This is a genomic window from Mesorhizobium shangrilense (genome assembly GCF_028826155.1).
Classification (GTDB): Bacteria; Pseudomonadota; Alphaproteobacteria; order Rhizobiales; family Rhizobiaceae; genus Arvimicrobium; species Arvimicrobium flavum.
The window spans coordinates 2464524-2482719 of sequence record NZ_JAQGPN010000001.1; the positions used below are offsets into that span (position 1 = coordinate 2464524).

The 18196-nt window shown below is 64.4% G+C and carries 15 protein-coding genes and 1 tRNA gene; 8 read left to right on the plus strand and 8 right to left on the minus strand.

Annotation, left to right across the window (positions count from 1 at the left end):
* Window position 1: 1 nt before the first annotated feature.
* From PD284_RS11965 to PD284_RS11975, 3 genes are read right to left on the minus strand one after another with little or no spacing between them, the layout of a single operon-like run.
* Window positions 2–1213, minus strand: coding sequence for an ABC transporter permease (locus PD284_RS11965; protein ID WP_274628419.1), 1212 nt, complete (start codon window positions 1211–1213; stop codon window positions 2–4).
* Window positions 1213–1914, minus strand: coding sequence for an ABC transporter ATP-binding protein (locus PD284_RS11970; RefSeq protein ID WP_411956199.1), 702 nt, complete (start codon window positions 1912–1914; stop codon window positions 1213–1215). Before PD284_RS11970 ends, PD284_RS11965 begins: the two co-directional genes overlap by 1 nt.
* A gap of 5 nt (window positions 1915–1919) precedes the next feature.
* On the minus strand, window positions 1920–3212 hold the full coding sequence (locus PD284_RS11975; protein WP_274630617.1) for an efflux RND transporter periplasmic adaptor subunit: 1293 nt from the start codon (window positions 3210–3212) through the stop codon (window positions 1920–1922).
* A gap of 108 nt (window positions 3213–3320) precedes the next feature.
* On the opposite strand from PD284_RS11975, the gene PD284_RS11980 reads away from it, so the two are divergent.
* Window positions 3321–4241 carry a PhzF family phenazine biosynthesis protein gene (locus tag PD284_RS11980; protein WP_274628420.1) on the plus strand — a complete coding sequence of 307 codons (921 nt, stop codon included), beginning with the start codon at window positions 3321–3323 and terminating at the stop codon, window positions 4239–4241.
* 9 nt (window positions 4242–4250) lie between these two features.
* Here the strand turns inward: PD284_RS11980 and PD284_RS11985 are convergent, their stop codons facing one another.
* Entirely contained in the window at window positions 4251–5339 is a 1089-nt protein-coding gene (locus tag PD284_RS11985) for a matrixin family metalloprotease (protein ID WP_274628421.1), read from the minus strand.
* A gap of 246 nt (window positions 5340–5585) precedes the next feature.
* A complete protein-coding gene (locus PD284_RS11990; RefSeq protein WP_274628422.1) occupies window positions 5586–5837 on the minus strand; it encodes a glycine zipper domain-containing protein in 252 nt (83 codons plus the stop codon).
* Window positions 5838–6399: 562 nt separating this feature from the next.
* Between PD284_RS11990 and PD284_RS11995 the strand changes: the two genes are divergently transcribed.
* Window positions 6400–8616: a tetratricopeptide repeat protein gene (locus tag PD284_RS11995; protein WP_274628423.1), complete on the plus strand. Its 2217-nt coding sequence runs from the start codon at window positions 6400–6402 to the stop codon at window positions 8614–8616.
* Between the two features lie 211 nt (window positions 8617–8827).
* On the opposite strand, the gene PD284_RS12000 is transcribed toward PD284_RS11995, so the two are convergent.
* A tRNA-Lys gene (locus PD284_RS12000) sits at window positions 8828–8903 on the minus strand.
* A gap of 149 nt (window positions 8904–9052) precedes the next feature.
* Window positions 9053–9967 carry a DUF1698 domain-containing protein gene (locus tag PD284_RS12005; protein WP_274628424.1) on the minus strand — a complete coding sequence of 305 codons (915 nt, stop codon included), beginning with the start codon at window positions 9965–9967 and terminating at the stop codon, window positions 9053–9055.
* Window positions 9968–10253: 286 nt separating this feature from the next.
* On the opposite strand from PD284_RS12005, the gene PD284_RS12010 reads away from it, so the two are divergent.
* From PD284_RS12010 to PD284_RS12030, 5 genes are all read left to right on the plus strand, one after another.
* The gene (locus tag PD284_RS12010) at window positions 10254–10982 is read left to right on the plus strand and encodes a trypsin-like serine peptidase (protein ID WP_274628425.1); all 729 of its coding nucleotides are present in this window, start codon (window positions 10254–10256) and stop codon (window positions 10980–10982) included.
* A gap of 74 nt (window positions 10983–11056) precedes the next feature.
* On the plus strand, window positions 11057–12793 hold the full coding sequence (locus PD284_RS12015; RefSeq protein ID WP_274628426.1) for a type I secretion system permease/ATPase: 1737 nt from the start codon (window positions 11057–11059) through the stop codon (window positions 12791–12793).
* Between the two features lie 6 nt (window positions 12794–12799).
* Window positions 12800–14125, plus strand: coding sequence for an HlyD family type I secretion periplasmic adaptor subunit (locus tag PD284_RS12020; protein WP_274628427.1), 1326 nt, complete (start codon window positions 12800–12802; stop codon window positions 14123–14125).
* A 162-nt stretch (window positions 14126–14287) separates the two neighbouring features.
* Complete coding sequence (locus PD284_RS12025; protein WP_274628428.1) at window positions 14288–14599, plus strand: helix-turn-helix domain-containing protein; 312 nt, start codon at window positions 14288–14290, stop codon at window positions 14597–14599.
* 69 nt (window positions 14600–14668) lie between these two features.
* Window positions 14669–16060: a hypothetical protein gene (locus PD284_RS12030; RefSeq protein WP_274628429.1), complete on the plus strand. Its 1392-nt coding sequence runs from the start codon at window positions 14669–14671 to the stop codon at window positions 16058–16060.
* A gap of 84 nt (window positions 16061–16144) precedes the next feature.
* Here the strand turns inward: PD284_RS12030 and PD284_RS12035 are convergent, their stop codons facing one another.
* On the minus strand, window positions 16145–17047 hold the full coding sequence (locus PD284_RS12035; protein ID WP_274628430.1) for an NAD-dependent epimerase/dehydratase family protein: 903 nt from the start codon (window positions 17045–17047) through the stop codon (window positions 16145–16147).
* 373 nt (window positions 17048–17420) lie between these two features.
* On the opposite strand from PD284_RS12035, the gene PD284_RS12040 reads away from it, so the two are divergent.
* On the plus strand, window positions 17421–18191 hold the full coding sequence (locus PD284_RS12040) for a SapC family protein (protein ID WP_274628431.1): 771 nt from the start codon (window positions 17421–17423) through the stop codon (window positions 18189–18191).
* Window positions 18192–18196 lie beyond the last annotated feature (5 nt).

Here is an 18196-nt window from a genome sequence, read left to right on the forward strand (position 1 = left end):
CTTACTCGTGCCGCAGCGCCTCGATCGGGTCGAGGCGGGCGCCGCGCAGTGCGGGGAAGAAGCCGAACACCATGCCGATGAGGCCCGAGAAGCCGACGGCCATCAGGATGACCGGCAGGCTCGGCGCGAAGGGGATGTCGAGCGCAATCGACGCGGCCGCGGCGAGCGCCAGGCCGATCGCAATGCCGATCAGGCCGCCGAGCAGCGAGAGAACCGTTGCTTCCACCAGGAACTGGACCAGGATGTGCCGCTCATGGGCGCCGATCGCCAGCCGGATGCCGATCTCGCGGGTCCGCTCCGTCACCGACACCAGCATGATGTTCATGATGCCGATGCCGCCGACCAGCAGGCTCACGCCCGCAAGCGCACCGAGCATGCCGGTCATGGTCGTCGTCGCGCTGGCCATGGCGTCGGCGATCTGCGTCATGTCGCGCACCGAAAAGTCGTCCTCGCGATCGGGCGGGATGCGGTGCGTCTCGCGCAACATGTCCTCGACGCGGGTCTGCAGCACGGAAGTCGGCGTACTGTCCTCGGCCGCCACGTAAATGGTCTCGATGTCGCGCTTGCCGGTGATGCGCCGCTGGAAGGTCTTGAGCGGCATCAGCACGACATTGTCCTGATCCTGGCCGAAGCCCGAAAAACCCTTGGATTCGAGCAGGCCGATGACCTTGCAGCTCATGCGGCCCACCCGGATCGTCGAGCCTTCCGGGTCGCCGACGCCGAAGAACTGCCGGCGCACGGTTTCGCCGAGAAGGCAACTGGCGACGCCGGCGCGGACCTCGGAGTCGGTGAAGGCGCGTCCGGAGACCACCTTCCAGTTGCGCGCTTCCAGATAGGCGCTGTCGGTACCGGTGACCGAAACCGTGAGGCTCTCCGTGCCGTAGACCACCCTGACTGTCTTCTGAGAGACAGGGGAGGCCGCGCGCACGCCGGCGACCCGTGCGACCAGCGCCTCGACATCCCTGTCCTCGAGCGGCCGGACGGGAGCGGTCGGCCCCGACCCCGGAACCGGCGGCCGGCCGGCGCGCACCACCAGCAGGTTGCTGCCGAGCTTGGAAATGTCGCCCTTCACCTTCTCGGTCGTGCCGCTGCCGATGGTGATCATGGCGATGACCGCGGCGACGCCGATGACGATGCCGAGAAGCGTGAGAAACGAGCGGAGCGCGTTGCGGCGTACGGAGCGGAGGGCGAGGCGGATGGTCTCCAGGAGCATCACGCCGCTTCCAGGTTGAGTGTGTCGGAGGCCACCCGCCCATCGAGGAAGGCGACGGTGCGCTGGGCGTAGGCGGCAATATCCGCCTCGTGCGTGACCATCACGACGGTGAGGCCGAGTTGCCGGTTGAGGCCGGTCAGCAGTTGCATGATCTCGTGGCTGCGGGCGGTGTCGAGATTGCCCGTCGGCTCGTCGGCGACCAGGAGGGTAGGGCGGCTGACGATGGCGCGGGCGATGGCGACGCGCTGCTGCTGTCCGCCGGACAACTCGGCCGGCGTGTGGCGTTCACGGCCGCCGAGCCCGACCTCGCGCAGAGCCTTCAGCGCCAGTTCGCGGCGCTCGGAGGAGGGGACGCCGCGATAGATGAGCGGGAGCTCGACATTTTCCACCGCGGTGGTGCGCGGCAAGAGATTGTAGCCCTGAAATACGAAACCGATGTAGAGGTTGCGCAGCGCGGCGCGACGGTCCCGGTCGAGACGTCCGGCGTCGACGGTGTCGAAGCCATAACGGCCGGATGTCGGCGTATCGAGGCAGCCGATGATGTTCATCGCCGTGGACTTGCCGGAGCCGGACGGTCCCATGATGGCGACGAATTCTCCGCGGCGGATCGACAGGTCGACGCCGGCCAGTGCATGCACCTGCGCCTCGCCATGGCCGTAGGTCTTCCAGACCTTGTCGAAGGCGATGAGGGGCGGCGTCAAGGAGATCAACCCGGCGCCTCGCTGAAGCCGACGATGACCGGCGCACCTTCCTCAAGACCGGAAACGATCTCGGTGCGCTCGCCGTCCGTCGAACCCGTCTTCACGCGCACGGACTTCGGCCGGCCGTCCTCCAGCAGGTAGATGGTTCGCGATCCGTCGGCCGGGGCGGTGCGCTGCGGGGGGCGTGCGCCTCGCGGCATGCGCGGCATGAAGAGGTTGGTCAGGCTCCAGCCGCCGCGCTCGTCCGCGACCGGCGGCCGGAAGCGGAACGCCGCGGACGGCACGGTGATGACGTCCTTCGCCTCGCGCGTGACGACGTCCACCGTCGCAGTCATGCCGGGCCTGAGCAGCAGCTCCTCGTTGTCGACGTCGAGCCTGGCGTCGTAGGTGACGACCCCGTCCGTGGTGACGGAAGCGAAGGCGATGTCGCGGATATCGGCGTCGAAGGTGCGCCCGGAAAACGCATCGACCGTGAATTTCGCCGACTGGCCCGGCGCGACCATGCCGATGTCGGCCTCATCGATCGCCGCCTTCAGCTCCATCCGGCGGAGATCAGCTGCGATCACGAAGAGAACCGGCGCCTGCAGCGACGAGGCGACCGTCTGCCCTGGATCGACGTCGCGCTTGAGCACGACGCCGTCGATCGGCGCATAGATGCTGCTCTTGGCGAGATCGGCCTCCTGCAGCTTCAACTGCGCCTCGGCGATCTGCACGTTGGCTTCGGCGACATCAACCGACGCTGCGGCGCGATCACGCGCCGCGAGCGCCGTTTCCGCCGCCTGATCGGTCGCCGTGCCGCGCGTAACGAGCTGCTGGATGCGGAGCAGGACCTGCTCGGTCTCCTTCAGCGTGGCCTTGGCCTGCTTAACCTGGGCGCGCGCCGAGGCCGCCGATGCGATCGCGCCTTCGACCTGCGCGGCGAGGCGGGTCGTGTCGAGCACAGCCAGGACGTCACCCTTCTTCACCTGCTGGTTGTCATTGACCAGCACGGAGCGGACGACACCGGACAGTTCGCTGGAGATGTCGACCTGGATGAGGGGCTGGAGGTTGCCGGTGGCGGTGACCTCGACGGTGAGGTTGCCCGTCGCGGCCGGCGCGGTCTGGAACACGAGACGGGCGGACGGGCGGGACAGCCAGTACCATGCGGCGAATGCGCCGCCGGCGGCAATCGCGATTGCCAACAGCACGGTCAGGAGGCGCCTGCGTCTGCGGCGACTGACGCCGGCGGCGTCCAGCCCCAGCGCGATTTCCATCGGCGGAACAGTTTCCGGCTGTGGCCGATTGACAAGCTGGTCGATAGCGAACCCCTATGGTGCGCGATGTCCCGACAGAGGAAAGATCAGGTCGGGAACATCCGATTGCAAATTAATTTTCCGCCATGTTCGCGAGAGTTCGGGACCCCGACGATGTCGAAGCGCAAATATCTAGTCTACGACGTGTTCACCGATCGGGCGTTCGCCGGCAATCCCCTCGCCATCGTGCTCGACTCGGTCGGGCTCGACGATCACGCGATGCAGGAGATCGCGCAGGAGTTCAACCTTTCTGAGACGGTTTTCGTGCTTGCCCCGCCCGGCGGCGCGCGTACGCCGATTCGTATCTTCACGCCGGCCCATGAACTGCCCTTCGCCGGCCATCCGACCGCCGGAACCGCGATCGCGCTCGCTGATCTGGGCGCATCGGCTGAAGTGGGCGACGACGGCGCGGTCCTGCTTGTGCTGGAGGAGAAGATCGGCCCGATCCGCTGTCTGGTCACGCGCGAGGCGCACGGGGCGTTCGCCGAGTTCGGCCTTGCCCGTCTGCCGGCACAGGCGCCTTTCGAGATCAGCCGCGAGGGGGCGGCGGCAGCCCTCGGTCTCGACCCGCAGGACGTCGGATTCGAGAACCACGTGGTCAGCGCGTGGAGCGCGGGCGTGCCCTATGTGTGCGTGCCGGTGCGCAATCTCGACGCGGCGGCGCGCGCGAGGCTCGACACACGCCTGTGGACGGAGATGGTGGGGACGCGCGGCGACGCGGCGACGCCGGCCGCCTACGTCTACTGCCGCGAGACCGAGCAGCACCTGAGCACGTTCCACGCGCGCATGTTCGCCGGCCACCTGGGCACGCGGGAAGACCCTGCGACGGGGTCGGCCGCGGCGGCCCTGGCAGGCGCGATCGTGCATTTCGACCAGCCGGTCGATGGCACGACCGAATGCTGGATCGAGCAGGGCCTCGAGATGGGCCGGCCATCCAACATCAGGCTCGAACTCGACGTCGGGAACGGCGCGCTGTCTGCAGCGCGGATCGGGGGCTACGCCGTGAAGGTGGCCGAAGGCGTCATCCTTCGATGACCTGGCCGATCATGCGATGAGGCCGATGAGGTCGGCACCGTAGGGGACTGGCTGGCCGGCCTGGTAGGCCGCCACGAAATCGTTGACGGCCCCGGCATAGAGGCCGACGTCGGCCTTCATGGATTCGTGGAGCACCGAGCCGATCATGACGAGCTTGGTCGCCTCGTCGAGCGGGACGCCGGACGGCGTCACCCGCTCCAGCGCCACCGCCGTGTAGAAGCCGATGGAACCCTGGAAGAAGGCGAGTGCGGCGGCGACGTCGATGCCGGCCGCCTCGGCCGCGGCGATGCCGACGATCTCGTCATAGGCCTCGGCCACCGCCTGGTTGAAGCTCAGCCCACCATAGGCGGCGTCGAAGGCGTCCGCGCCGACCCCGAACGCGCCGAGATTGTTGGCGAAGTTGATGAAGCGGTTCTCCTGGTTGAAGACCGCATAGTAGGCGTCGTTGAGATCGCTGGCGTTCCCCGGCGAATCGATCAGATAGCGGAAGCCGGCCTCGCCTGGCGCCGCTCCGGTGAAGAACTGGTAGGTCGCTGCCACCACCTCGATGTCCGGCGCCTTCCAGGGACCCAGACCATCCGCCGGCCCGTAGAGCTGTTGGGCAAGAGCGATATCTTCGGCCGATAGCGCACTCGCCAGGGCGACCGGATACATGATGGAATCGGGGTTGTTGCTGTGGCCGAGGCCGATCGCGTGACCGATCTCGTGCAGGGCGACCGCATAAAACTGTTGAGCGGCCGAGGCCTGCTGCGGATACCAGAATTCGGCAGAGTCGAACCGGATCTCGGCGCTGGCGCTCAGCAGCGTCGTCCCGATCATCGAATAGTGCACCTGCGCCTCGGCGACGGCGCCGCCGACGCCGTCAATGGTGTCCCAGCCGAAGCGAATGCCGACGGCAGGGGAATCGGCGACCTCGACGAAATCGATGTCCGCAACCGCTTCCCATTGGGCAAACGCGTTCCGGATCATCTGCTGGTACTGGTCGAAGCCGATCGCAGCGTCGAAGGAATAGAACTGCCCGGCGGTGAGGGCGAGACTCCAGGTCACCACGCCGCCGGACGTGCCCGCAACGAGGGTTGGACCCCACTTGAAAGCCATTCAATCATCTCCCGGTGCAGCCGCAAACAGGAATGCTCAGGAAATATGGCTTTTCGGGGTATCGCTTCGGCTCACGGAACGAAGCGGTTCCCGGTCGGGTTGGTCGGGTGAGGACGATGTCGCATCGCGCCGGGTTCGCGAAGATCGACCTTGTGTGGCCTTGGGTTTGCCAAGGCCGCACAAGGTCGCGCTTTTCGCGGCCCGCCGCGTATGCGGGTGCGCAATCCGTGTTTGCTTGGTCGCCGATCAGCAGTTGGCGATGTAGCGGCGACCGTCGCGGCCGCGGTAATAGCACTTGCCGGGCTCGTTGGCGTTGCCGATCAGAGCGCCTGCGGTTGCGCCGATCAGGCCGCCTACGACGGCGCCTTCGGCCGCGTCACCGGCGACCGCTGCGCCAACCGCCGCGCCGCCAAGACCGCCGATGGCAGCGCCCCTCTCGGTCTGGCTGCAGCCAGCGACCGTGAGGGCGACTACGGCAGCAACTATCAAATTTCTCATCGGGCAACCTCCGTTTTGAACACTTGACCGAACGCATGAACGCGATGGTTGTTCCGCGGGGAGCGTGGAAGGCCAACGGGGAGCGTCGGCGCTTCTGGAAAACGTGGCGTGGTCGGAAATGCGCCGTGACAATTGTTGTCATCCGCCGGTCCCAGCCCTGACCGGCGCGCTCGCGCGGCACTTCAACGATGAGTTCGACCGCCAGAGGGCGGACGAACTCAACCGCCACAGGTCAGGGCGCGTGGCGGTTGCGACGGGGCGCGCGAGGGCTAATGCCGCCAAGTACGAGGGAGCCGCGCGGGACAAGACGAAGGGTGAATTTCCGCTTGCGATCCCTTTGCGATTGTTGCCGTGCCCGGCGTGAAAAGCGAAACTCGCACCCAAAATGAGCCATTTCGGCAGGCGAGCTCGAATGTCTCGAATGTGGTGACTACGACATTGGTCAGACCTCGCCGTATCAGCCGTCGATGAAACACGCGGAAAGAAGAGATTTGCTGACTGCTGGTGAGGTCGGTTTCCTTCCAGAACGACCAATACTATGATCGGCCGAGGCCAGGCCGCCATGGACCGCAAGCTTTCCGCGATTCTAGCCGCAGACGTAGTTGGCTATTCGACGCTGATGGAGCGCGACGAGGCCGGTACGTTCGAGCGCCTTCGTGCCGGGCGCAAGGAACTGTTCGAACCCGAAATTGCACGCCACCACGGCCAGATCTTCAAGCTGATGGGCGACGGGATGCTGGCGGAATTCGGCAGTGTCGTCGATGCCGTCGAATGCGCAGTGTCACTGCAGCGCGGCCTGTCGGAGCGCAACGCCTCGCTTTCCGAAACGGAACAGATCCTGGTGCGGATCGGTATCAACCTCGGCGAGATGATCGTCGAAGGTAACGACCGGTATGGCGAAGGGGTCAATATCGCGGCCAGACTTCAGCAACTGGCGGAACCGGGCGGCATCTGCGTCTCGGGAAAAGTGGCCAAGGAGGTAGAGAGGAAGCTGGCGTTCGCCTTTGAGGCAATGGGCGAACAGAGGATTAAGAATATCGCCGAACCGGTTCAGGCGTATCGTGTACTGCTAAATCCCGCGGTCGCGGGCAAGACCCTCCATGTCCGCCGCCAACCGCGCGCCTGGCGCTTTCCCGCCGCCGCGGCTGTTCTCGTCCTGGCTCTCGGCCTTGCCGCAGCATGGTGGCAGCCGTGGGAGAGGCCCGCCGTTCAGGCGGGCGACATGCGGCCGTCTCTTGCCGTCCTGCCCTTCGAGAATCTCAGCGACGACAAAGAACAGGAATATCTCGCCAACGGCTTCACCGAGGACCTGACGACCGAACTGGCGCGCTTACCGGGTGTTTTCGTCGTCTCCCACAACGCGGCCTTCGCCTACAAGGACAAGAACCCGAAGCCGGAGGAGATCGCAGCGGCGTTGGGCGTCCGGTACCTGCTAGAGGGCTCGATTCGCCGCGTCGGCGACGACATGCGCATCAATGCGCAACTGATCGACAGCTTGACGTTGGGGCATCTCTGGGCGGAGCGTTTCGACGGCCGGTGGGCGGACGTATTCGCGCTGCAGGACAGGGTTGTCAGCAGCATCGCGGGCGCGCTCGAGCTTCGCCTTGTGCGCGGCGCGCCGGCGGCCCGTGCGGGAGGCACGAACAATCCCGAGGCTTATGACGTCTATCTCAAGGGAATGGACATCTATAACCGTATCAACACCCCCCAGGAATTTGCACATGCTGTGAAGTATTTTCAGCGAGCGGTGCAGATCGATCCGGATTTCGGCGCGGCCCACGCACAGCTCGCCTGGGCCTATTGGAATGCCGATATTACGCGTGCGGTGGTTATGGGGCTTTCGTGGGCCGAGGCCTACGGCAAGATCCATGAAACGCTCGAGGCGTCGTCGAAGCATCCTTCCACGAGCTACTATCAGCTCGTCGCCGAGTTAATGGTCCGTGAGCACAATTCGGACGAAGCTGTCAGCGTGCTTCTGAAATCGGTGGCACTCGATCCCAGCGATCCCTGGAACTATCTCAACCTAGCCAACGCCCTCAACTTCAACGGCAGGCCAAAAGAAGCGCTGACCTATTTGGAGGCGGCCGCGCGCGTCGATCCGAACTCGTGGATGGACTACAGGCTCTACCAGGCCGGACTGGCCGAGTTCAGCCAGGAGAATTTCGAAGGCGCCGTTCGCACTATCGAAAAGATGGACTTGGAATCACCCGATCCACGGGTGAAATTTTATGCCCTGCAAGTCCTTATTTCGGCCCTTGGGCATCTGGGGCGCACCGACCGGGCCGCGGTCGCCCTGGAGACGTTCAGGAAGGTTGTTGCGCGGAGAATGGAATACGAGCCGAGCCAGTTGATCACCCAAGACTACATGGTGTTCAAGAATACGACCGATATCGAACGCCTTTTGGCCGGCTTGACCAGGGCAGGCGTGCCCGATCTGCCCGCCTTGGCAGCGGCGGGCATGAAATCGAGCGATCGGCTTACGGGGGCGGCAATCAGATCACTTCTGTTCGGCTACGAGATGCGGGGGAAGTCGGCGCTTAACCAATTCTTGCCTATGCAGGCCACGATCTCGGCCGACGGCGCCCTTAAAGAGACTGTCGGTGCCAAGACCCGCTTTGGAACAACATGGGTGCAGGACGACTTCATATGCAAGTCATTCCCCGGAGAACTGACGAGCTGCGGAGCGATTTTTCGCAACGTGTTCAAGACGCCCGGGCGCGACGAGGAATACAAGGCCGTCTACCGCTGGGAACAATTCGAGTTTTCGGTCGTCAAGTGAACTCCCAAAGTGCCGCAAAGGCCGAGCGGCGGGCTTGCGGACATACATGCGACCGTGTTTCCAGCACCACAAACGACCGGAACTGTGAAGGCGGGACATTGCGTCTCGGTGTTCGGCGGCTCCCACCGCCATCGCGGACATAGGCAAGAGACGCTGCGCCCGAGCCAAAGGCCCGTTCCCGTCCATATCTATCTGGAAAATCAGGGAAATTTGGTGGGTGTGCACAGGATCGAACTGTGGACCCGCTGATTAAGAGTCAGCTGCTCTACCAACTGAGCTACACACCCACTGTCGCCGAGCGGCGATGGGCGGGCATATACCCATGCTCGCCGGTGCTGTCTAGACCTTCGCGCAGGAAATCGCAGAGGTTGTGCACTGGTGCGGCAATATTGTCGGGTCAGGCGGGGGCCGCCGCCTGGAAAGCCGGGGAAAGACGCTATCTCCAGGCGATCACCACGTGACGGGAATTGCCGCCGCGCAGGTCCGCAACAGCGCCCCTCAGCATCGGAATCACCGGATTGCGCAGGGCTTCGAATCGCGCAAAGCCCGCATCCCGCAGCATGGCGACGATGCAGGCGACGTTGGGCGCGAAGAAATTGGTGGGATCGCCGTTGAGCGACCCCGACGGAAGAAACCGCATCGCCGGCGCCTTTTGGCGATTGAGGCTGGTGGCGGTTTCCACGACGATCCTGTCGTGCGACATGGCGGCTGCCCACTCAAGACCGCCCAGCGGATCCTTCAGGTGATAGAGCACGCCCAGAAAGAGGACGACGTCGAAGGTTCCGTGCGCCTGCGGGTTGAGGCCGAACAGATCGACCTCGAGCGATTCGCAGCGCGACGAGAGGCGTCTGTGCGCGTGGTCGTAGCCGGCCTTCGTTCCCCAGCCGGGCCCGCCCCAGCAAAACCAGTCCGTCGACAGCACGCGGCTCGCGCCGCGCCGTTCCGCCTCGAAGGAGAAGAAGCCGTCCCAGGCGCCGATGTCGAGGACGCTCTTGCCGCCGACGCCGTGCCTGAAGATCGCCTCAGCCTCGCGCTTCAGGGTGGCGAGGGGCTTGATGCCGCTCGTGCGGCCGCCGTCCGGGAACTCCATCGAGTGAAACCAGTGGATGGCGCCGTGCCGTTCGAATTCGGCGATCTCGGGATGGCGGCCGCGTGCCGCCACCCGCGCGTCCTCAGGCAGCGCTGCGAACTCGGGACTGCCGGCGAGCGCGTGAAGGATTTCCCGGCGGGTGGCTGGGGAGCCTGCCCGATCTCCATAGTAGGTGCGGGCTTGGGCGTCGATCGGACGCGCGAGCACGGAACGGTAGAGGGTATCTATCTCGTCCAGGCTCAGCTGGTCGGCTCTCCTCATGTCAGGTCTCCCCGTTGGCGCCGCACGCATGATGGCGCATGGCGGCGCGACCGACTCTCCCTTCGGCCGGGAGAGGCTAGCGCAACTTGCCGTGCCGTGGAATGTGTACGCAGGCAGGGCGGGAACTGGCAGGCCAGGCGTCGCGCAGCCGCGGAAATCTCGACCGGCGACCCAATTGAGCCCCAGTCTCCAGTTGTAATCCCCATGCGAAGCCTCCAATTGAAGAACGCCCGCAGAAACATGCGTCCGGCGCCAAGCCTTTATCGGGGAATGTAACGACACAGCCATGGCACGACGCATCGCAACGACCGCCGGGCTGGCATTCGCCCTCGCGCTTGGCGTTCAAGCGGCCTCGCCGGCCACGGCTGCCGAGGGCGGACCCGCGGCGGCGATAGGCCGGGTCAATGCAGGCAACGGCGCGTACTGCACGGGAGCGTTGATTGCCGACAACATCGTCGTCACCGCCGCTCATTGCCTGATCGACCCCCGCTCCAGGCGCTGGTTGCGCGCGGATTCGCTGCACTTCCTGCCGGGATATCACCTCGGCGCCTATGACCATCATGCGCGTGTGGCCCATTACATGGTCAGTCCCGGTTACAATGCCGGCGAGCCGACCAGGAACCCGGCCGACGATTGGGCGCTGCTCGTGCTCACCGACAGGTTGCCGCCACAAACTTCGCCCCTGGAGGCGGCGGTCGTTGGCGCGGCCGCTGAAACGGTCAGCGAGGTCATGGGCTATGCCTCGCATCGAAAATATGCCCTGTCGACTTCAAGCCCCTGCCGGACGCGTCTCGTCGGTGCTATGCTCATGGGCGAGTGCAAAGCGGAGAGGGGCATGTCCGGAGCACCGCTCATCCAGATCTCCACCGGAGACATGATCGGCATCCAGGTGGCTGCGGGTCGGCAGAACGGGCGCGACGTGCTCGTCGGCGTTCCCGCGGCCGGCTGGCAAGACGTGCTTCGTAGATTGCGCACACCGGAAATTCGTGGGCAAGGTTCCGGCCGGTTGCAGTAGTATCATCTTCGCACTATATGGGCGCGTGAACCGCGAGGGAGGTTCACGCTCAGGACAAAGGTAGGCAGCGCAACGTGAGCAAAGCGGACAATCTCCTTTCGCAGGCGTTCCGTGAAGGGCGCGGCGGATTCATCACCGCCCTGGTTTTCAGCTTTTTTATCAATCTGCTGGCGTTCGTCGGTCCGCTCTACATGCTCCAGGTCTACGACCGGGTCATCACGAGCCGGAACGAGACGACGCTGGTCATGATCACCCTGATCGCGGCGTTCCTGCTTGTCGTCTTCGCTGTGCTGGAGCGCGCGCGCTCCGGCGTCCTGAACCGCGTCGGCGCCATTTTCGACGGCATCGCCAAGGACCGGCTTTTCGCGGCGGTCGCGAAAGGCAGCCTTCGTTCGCCCAACGCGGGAGGGGCTCAGGCGCTGCGCGACCTCGACAGCGTGCGCGAGTTCCTCACCGGCAGCGGCTTGGTTTCCTTCTGCGACGCGCCCTGGGTGCCGATCTTCGTCGCCGGCTGCTTCATCCTCCACCCCTTTTTCGGCTACGTAGCGCTGGCCGGCGCCATCATCATCTTCGCGCTCGCACTCGGCAACGAGTTCCTCACCCGCTCGCAGCTCAAGGAAGCCTCGCAGAACTCCGTGGTCGCCAACAACTGGGCGTCGGCGGTGTTCCGGAACGTCGAGGTGCTGCACGCGATGGGCATGGTCAACGCACTGCGCAGCCGCTGGCGCAAACAGCACGACGCGGTGATCGGCTGGCAGTCCAAGGCCAGCGACCGGGGCGGAAACTTTATTGCGGGCACGAAGTTCGTGCGCTCCTTCCTGCAGATCTGCATCCTTGGCGTTGGCGCGTATCTCGTCATCGAAGGTTCTGCCACTCCCGGGGCCATGATCGCGGCATCGATCATCATGGGCCGCGCGCTTGCGCCGGTCGAAGCGGCGGTCGCCAACTGGCGCGGTTTTGCCGCGGCGCGGGCGGCCCGGACGCGAATCCTGGCGCTGCTGGAGAACCTGCCGAGCGACCAGGAGCGCGTGACACTGCCGACGCCGCAGGGCGTCGTCTCGGTCGAGAACGTGCTCGCATGCCCGCCCGGCACGCGGATGCCGAGCCTGCGGGGTGTGACATTTGCTCTCAAGCCGGGGGACGTGCTCGGCGTCATCGGACCCAGCGCGGCCGGAAAGTCGACGCTTGCCCGCACGCTCGTGGGTGTCTGGCCGACTGTGTCGGGCGCCGTTCGCCTCGATGGCTCGGAGTTGCAGCACTGGTCGCCCGAGCAGCTTGGCCAGCACGTCGGCTACCTGCCGCAGGACATCGAACTTTTCAGCGGAACGATCGCCGAGAACATCGCGCGTTTCCTCGACGGCGACAGCTCGAAGATCATCGACGCCGCCCGCCTGGCGGGCGTGCACGAAATGATCCAGTCGCTGCCGGAAGGCTACAACACCCGGATCGGCGACCAGGGCGCCGGGTTGTCCGGCGGTCAGCGGCAGCGCATCGGATTGGCGCGCGCCTTCTACAATCAGCCGGCGCTGATCGTCCTCGATGAGCCGAACTCCAATCTCGACGCCGAAGGCGAAGCGGCATTGATCAATGGCATCAAGATCGCGAAGGAACGCGGCTCGACCATCATTCTTGTCACCCACAAGACGAACGTGCTCGGCATCGCCGACAAGATCCTGGTTCTCATGAACGGCCAGGTCCAGCATCTGGGCGACCGCCAGTCGGTGCTGGGCAAGCTGATGGGGCCGCGGGTGGCGCAGTTGAACCAGCCGGAGCCGCCAACGGGCGGCGCAATGACAGCAGGTCAGGCGTAGAATGTCATGAGCGATCAGATACCTCAGGCCAAGAGCGTCGTTCCCGTCGCGAACAAGAACTGGTTCGGTCCGGCAGCGTTCGGCTATACAGCGATCGTTCTGGCCTTCGTGGTCGGCGGAGGATGGAGCGCGTTCGCCCGCGTTGACAGTGCGGTCATCGCGCCCGGCGTGATCTCTATCGAATCGAACCGCAAGACCGTCCAGCACTACGAAGGCGGAATCGTGCGTGAGATTCGCGTCAAGGAGGGCGACTTCGTCAAGCCGGACGCCGTGCTTTTCGAGCTGGACACCACGGAGGCGCGCGCCAATGTGTCGATGGTCCGCGCCCAGCTGGATTCGGCGCTGGCGCTCGAGGCCAGGCTGGTCGCGGAGCGCGATCATGCCGACGCGATCGATTTCCCCGAAGAACTGCTGACCCGCCAGGACCAGCCGGTGACCGCGGCGTCCATCATCGACCAGGAGAAGCAGTTCAACCAGCGCCGCGACGCTTTGGCCGGCCAGATGGCGATCCTCACCTCGCGGATCGAGCAGCTGAACACCGAGATCGGCGGCCTCGGGCAGGAAGCGGCGGCAACGCGGCGCCAGCTGGAGGCGATCGATGACGAACTTGATTCCAAGCAGCAGCTCTACAAGAAGAAGCTGATCGCCAAGAGCCAGGTGCTGGCGCTGGAGCGTGAGAAGGCGCGGCTCGAGGGAGTCGTGGGGCGTTCCGTGGCCGACACGGCGAAGGCGGAGGGCTCGATCGGCGAGACCAAGCTCCAGATCCAGCAGCTCGAGAAGCAGTTCCTCGAGGATGTGAACGCGCAGATCCTGGAGGCGAGGCAGAAGATATCGGATCTGCGCCAGCGCTTCGTCGTCGCCAATGACGTGTTCGATCGGCTCGTCGTGAAGGCGCCACTCGGCGGCTATGTGCAGAATCTCAAGGTCTTTACCCGTGGCGCGGTCATCCAGTCCGGCCAGCCGCTTCTCGATCTGGTGCCGGTCGATGAACCGTTGATCATTCAGGCTCGCGTGTCGCCGCTCGACAAGGAATCGGTCAGGGTGGACATGCAGGCGGAAGTCCGCTTTCCCTCATTCAAGGCCACCGACTTCCCGCTCATCTACGGCAAGGTGCGCTCGGTCTCGAACGACCGGTTTGTGGACGAGCAGAGCGGCCAGGCGTATTTCCTCGCGCTCGTCCAGGTCGAAGACGACGAGGTCGACAGCGTGCAGGAGCATCTCACGGCAGGTCTTCCGGCCGAGGTCATCATGCCCACTGGAGAGCGAACCGTCCTCCAGTATCTGATCGATCCGATGCTCGAGCGGTTGCGCACGAGCATGCGCGAGGAATAAAATAAGCACAGCGCGAATGCGAACGTTCCGTCGCGTCAGATTGCTTCGCGATTCTGTGTTGTTTGCGACTGTTATATTTGCTATACTCGCATCATGAGGCGGAACGTGGGATGCAGGATCCCACGTTCGCGCATCAGGGCCTCAAAGCGTGGTGCAAGTGCCGTGTATACGAATCCGCAGAAGCTTAACGAGCCGCACGTTCAGCAGTTGCGGCAGGACGCAGGTCGCTGGCTGAAGGAACTGCGTGAATCAAAAAACATGACCCAGCGCGACCTGGCGATGCGTGTGGGCGCCGAATACTATACCTTCATCTCGCAGCTGGAGAACGGACGTGGAAGAATCCCGCCGGATCGGTACGCGGATTGGGCAAAAGCCCTTGACGTACCCGTGCGTCCTTTTGTTAAGAAGTTGATGGGATTTTACGATCCTGTTACCTATGATCTTCTTTTCGGGGACGAGCGTTCGGACGATTGAGCCGGGGCTGCTTCGGGTCCATAATGATTTCTAGGTGCAGCTGATCGGTGCGGAGGAGGCTGCTACGATATGACTGCCATTGCTCATAATGTTGTGAGCTTCTTCAAGGCCAGGCACTATGTGCGGGACTGGGACAACGCGGAACTCGCGCAGTTCTACCGCGTCGAGTCGGCCTTGCGGCAGGCGGGGATCTTCGTCGACACCGAACGTGGCCTGACCGACGAGGGCGATCCCTGGTTCGTCTTCTGTCGCCAGGACTCGGGCGAGGTTTTCCTTCACATCGCGCGCCTCGACGGGCTCTACCTCGTCGCCAGCCCTTCCATGCCGACACCGCTGTGGAGAAGATCGTTCGGAGAAATCCTGAGCGAACTGGCGCGGGAGAACCCCGTTCTTCTGCCGCAGCAGCGGCGACCGAGCACTGAGCTCTACATTCACCCATCCACCCTGCTTATCGCAGCCGTCGCCGCGCTCTTCTACAAGAGCGCCCCGATCCGGTCAGACGACCAGGTCGAGAACCCGCTTCGCCAGTCGGAGGCGCGCGGGGCGCAGAGCCATGGGCTGCTGTCTGACGTCTATTCGGCTGCATTGGTTTCCGCGATGGCCATCATTGCGGTTCTGCATCACACGCACTCGGACGAGGTGACGACGAGCAACGACAAGGCGGAAGAACTGGCTTTCCTGGACGGAATCCTGTTCGACAGCAGAAGTCATGACGAATTGCCGAGGTTCGAAGGCAATGTCGGGTCTTCCGGAGTGGTCGATGGCGCGCTCGCGAGTGACGCCGAGCTTGCCACGTCCGACGGCAAGCTTGTCGACGGAAGCGCAGAGACGCATGCAGATGCCGCCTCGTTGCTGAAGGACATGTTCGCCAGTTTTGCATCGAACATCGTGTCTGGCGCGACAGCCGCTCCGGCGACCGCGACGATGGCTATCGCCAAACAGGAAAGCGATGTCGTGCATGACGAGGGGCAGGCCCCCTCCGCTGGTGGAGCGGGCTCGTCCTCCGTCGTGATCGCCGAGGCAGCAAAGGCGGCGGCGAAGCCGGCGGCGGATGACACCGGAGCCAGCCAGCAGGTCAGCCTCGCTGCTCCTGCCATCGACGTCGACAAGGGCGTCGTGAAGGTGGCGAGCGCCGTCACCACGCCCGTCAGCCTGTTTCCGGAGCCGGTCCACCAGGCGGAGCCGCCGAAGGACGTGGGAACCTCGGGTGGGCCGACGCCCGTGCCCATGGAGCCACCGGTGGTCGTGGTCGAGGAACCCGTGGTTCCAACCGTCGGAGGCTTGGGTATCATCCAGGGGCCGGGCATGGCGGTTCTGTATGAGATTCCGCCCGAGCCGCCGGCGCCTGTGATCGAGACGCAGACGCCCGTCGTGGAGACGCCGCCGCTGCCGGCCGTTCCCGACAGCGTTGTGACGGCCATCATCCCGACCCCCGACGACGGGATCTTCACGCTCGGCTGATGGAGCCGGATCGTCTTGGCGATGCGCCGGCAGGACACTTGGTCCTGCCCGGAACGCCGGACGGTGCAAGGTGTCTTGGCTAAACTAGTCTGACCGGCCTGCAAGATGGGCGTGCGCCATATCCTTGAGGTCGCTCTCAGGGCCGACCGGCGGCCGCCACCCCGTTGCCGCCAGGCTGGAACTGTCGACCAGCAGATCTCCAAGCAGCTTTTCGGCGACGCTGCCCAGGCCAAGGCCGCGCAACAGCAAAGCGAGCAGCGATGGCGAGACCCGCATCAGATTGGCGGGGCGTCCCAGGCCGGCGCGAAGGGTCGACACGATTTGTCGGAGCGACATCGGATCGGCATCGCTCACGTGGTGTATCTGGGAGCCACTTCCGACGGCATCCGTCGCGGCCAGGAAACAGAGCGCGTCGACAAGGTTCGTGATGGCCACCATCGATCGCCGGTTTTCGACGGAGCCGAAGGGAAGCGGGAGAGGCGAGGCGCACAATCTGACGAGCATGCCAAGATCGCCCTTGGCGCCCGGCCCATACACAAGAGGCGGCCGCAGGATGATCGACTGGATGTCGCTGATGGAGAGGAGAGCTCGCTCGGCGTTCGCCTTCGAGCGGCCATATGCAGTGGACGGATGGGGAGGCATCGTCGGCGTCAGCATGCCCGTCCTCGATCCGATGACCGCGATCGATGATACGAAAACCAGCCGTGGAACGGATGCGGCTGCTGCGGCCGCTGCGAGGTTCTTCGTGAACTGATGATTGGCGAGGTCGAAATCGGCCTCGGTGAGGCGCTGGCCCCGACGCGGGGTGAGGCCGGCGCAGTGAATGACGGCGCTGCTGTTCTCGATGGCGCGGGCAAGCTCTGTCCGGCGTTCCGCCGCGAGCAGCTGCCGCCCTACGGGGACCACGCTGAAGCCCCGCTTCTCCATGGAGGCAGTCAACGCGGAGCCAATGAAGCCGCGGCAACCGGTAATGGCGACTGATGTCATGTTCCTGACCCTCGTTGCTGCTGTTTTGCATTGACCGGCCTGTCACGCGCCTCGGACAGCGCCGTGCCGCCGACCCGAATTTTCAGACGACATGATTTCGCCCGAGTGGTCAGCTTCATGTCAACCAAGCCATCGCCGAGTTCGAATTGACACAATTGGCGCTGCGATGCTTGGTCGCCGTCGCAGGCGGATGTCGAATGGAGCCGATAACAGGGATTTCGGTCCAGCTGCTAGGCTCGAGCGAGATGAAGTCGGATTGCGTCCCGGCTGCGACGAACATGCGATCGGGCGGAGTTTGATGTTTACTGTTCAGGCCGGTTCCCTTTTGGAGCGACGTTGCGTAAGAGGTGGCCTCCATCGAAAAGCATGACCAATGACGACATTCATCCCACTCGACAGGGCCAAACACGGATCACAGACTTGGCGGAAACCGGCGGACTACGCTTTTGCAGGTAGCGAGGCGGCCGTCCCGATCGTCGCGGTGGAAGCCGCGATAGCGGCGGTGAACATGCCCTTGGCGTTTGCAAGGAGCGGGGAGCATACCCAGCTGGTGGCTGTCCTTTCCGCCCGGCCGGGCAGGAACAGCTTTGTCGATGAAGATGGACGCTGGCTGGGCGCCTATATTCCCGCCGCGTTCCGCACTTTCCCGTTCCGCCTCGGCCGTGTTGAAGGTCGCGACGAGCATGTGCTTTGTATCGCAAGCGAAGGCGACCATCTGGCCCAAGGCGACCAGCCCATCTATGAGGAGTCCGGCGAACTCTCCGCGCAGGTCCAGCAGATCGTCTCCTTCCTCAACACGTTCGAGGCCAGCCGGCAGCAGGCGCTCGCTGCGGGGGCGGCGCTGATCGAGGCGGGCGTTCTCGCGCCTTGGCCAATCAGGGTGCGCGACCAATCTGGGTCGGATCGTACGATTGGCGGGATGCTGCGCGTCGACGAACAGGCGCTTTCAGCAGTGTCCGACAAAGCGTTCCTGAAGCTGCGCAGGCTCGGGGCGCTGGGTCTCGCCTACGCCCAGATGCTGTCGGTGTCGCGTCTCGAGATATTGAGCCGATTGTCCTATCTCGCAACAAGCCGTGCTCAGAGCCGGAAGAAGGAGCTCAATCTCGACTTCCTTCGCGAGGAAGACGGCAATCTGGTGTTTTAGTATCG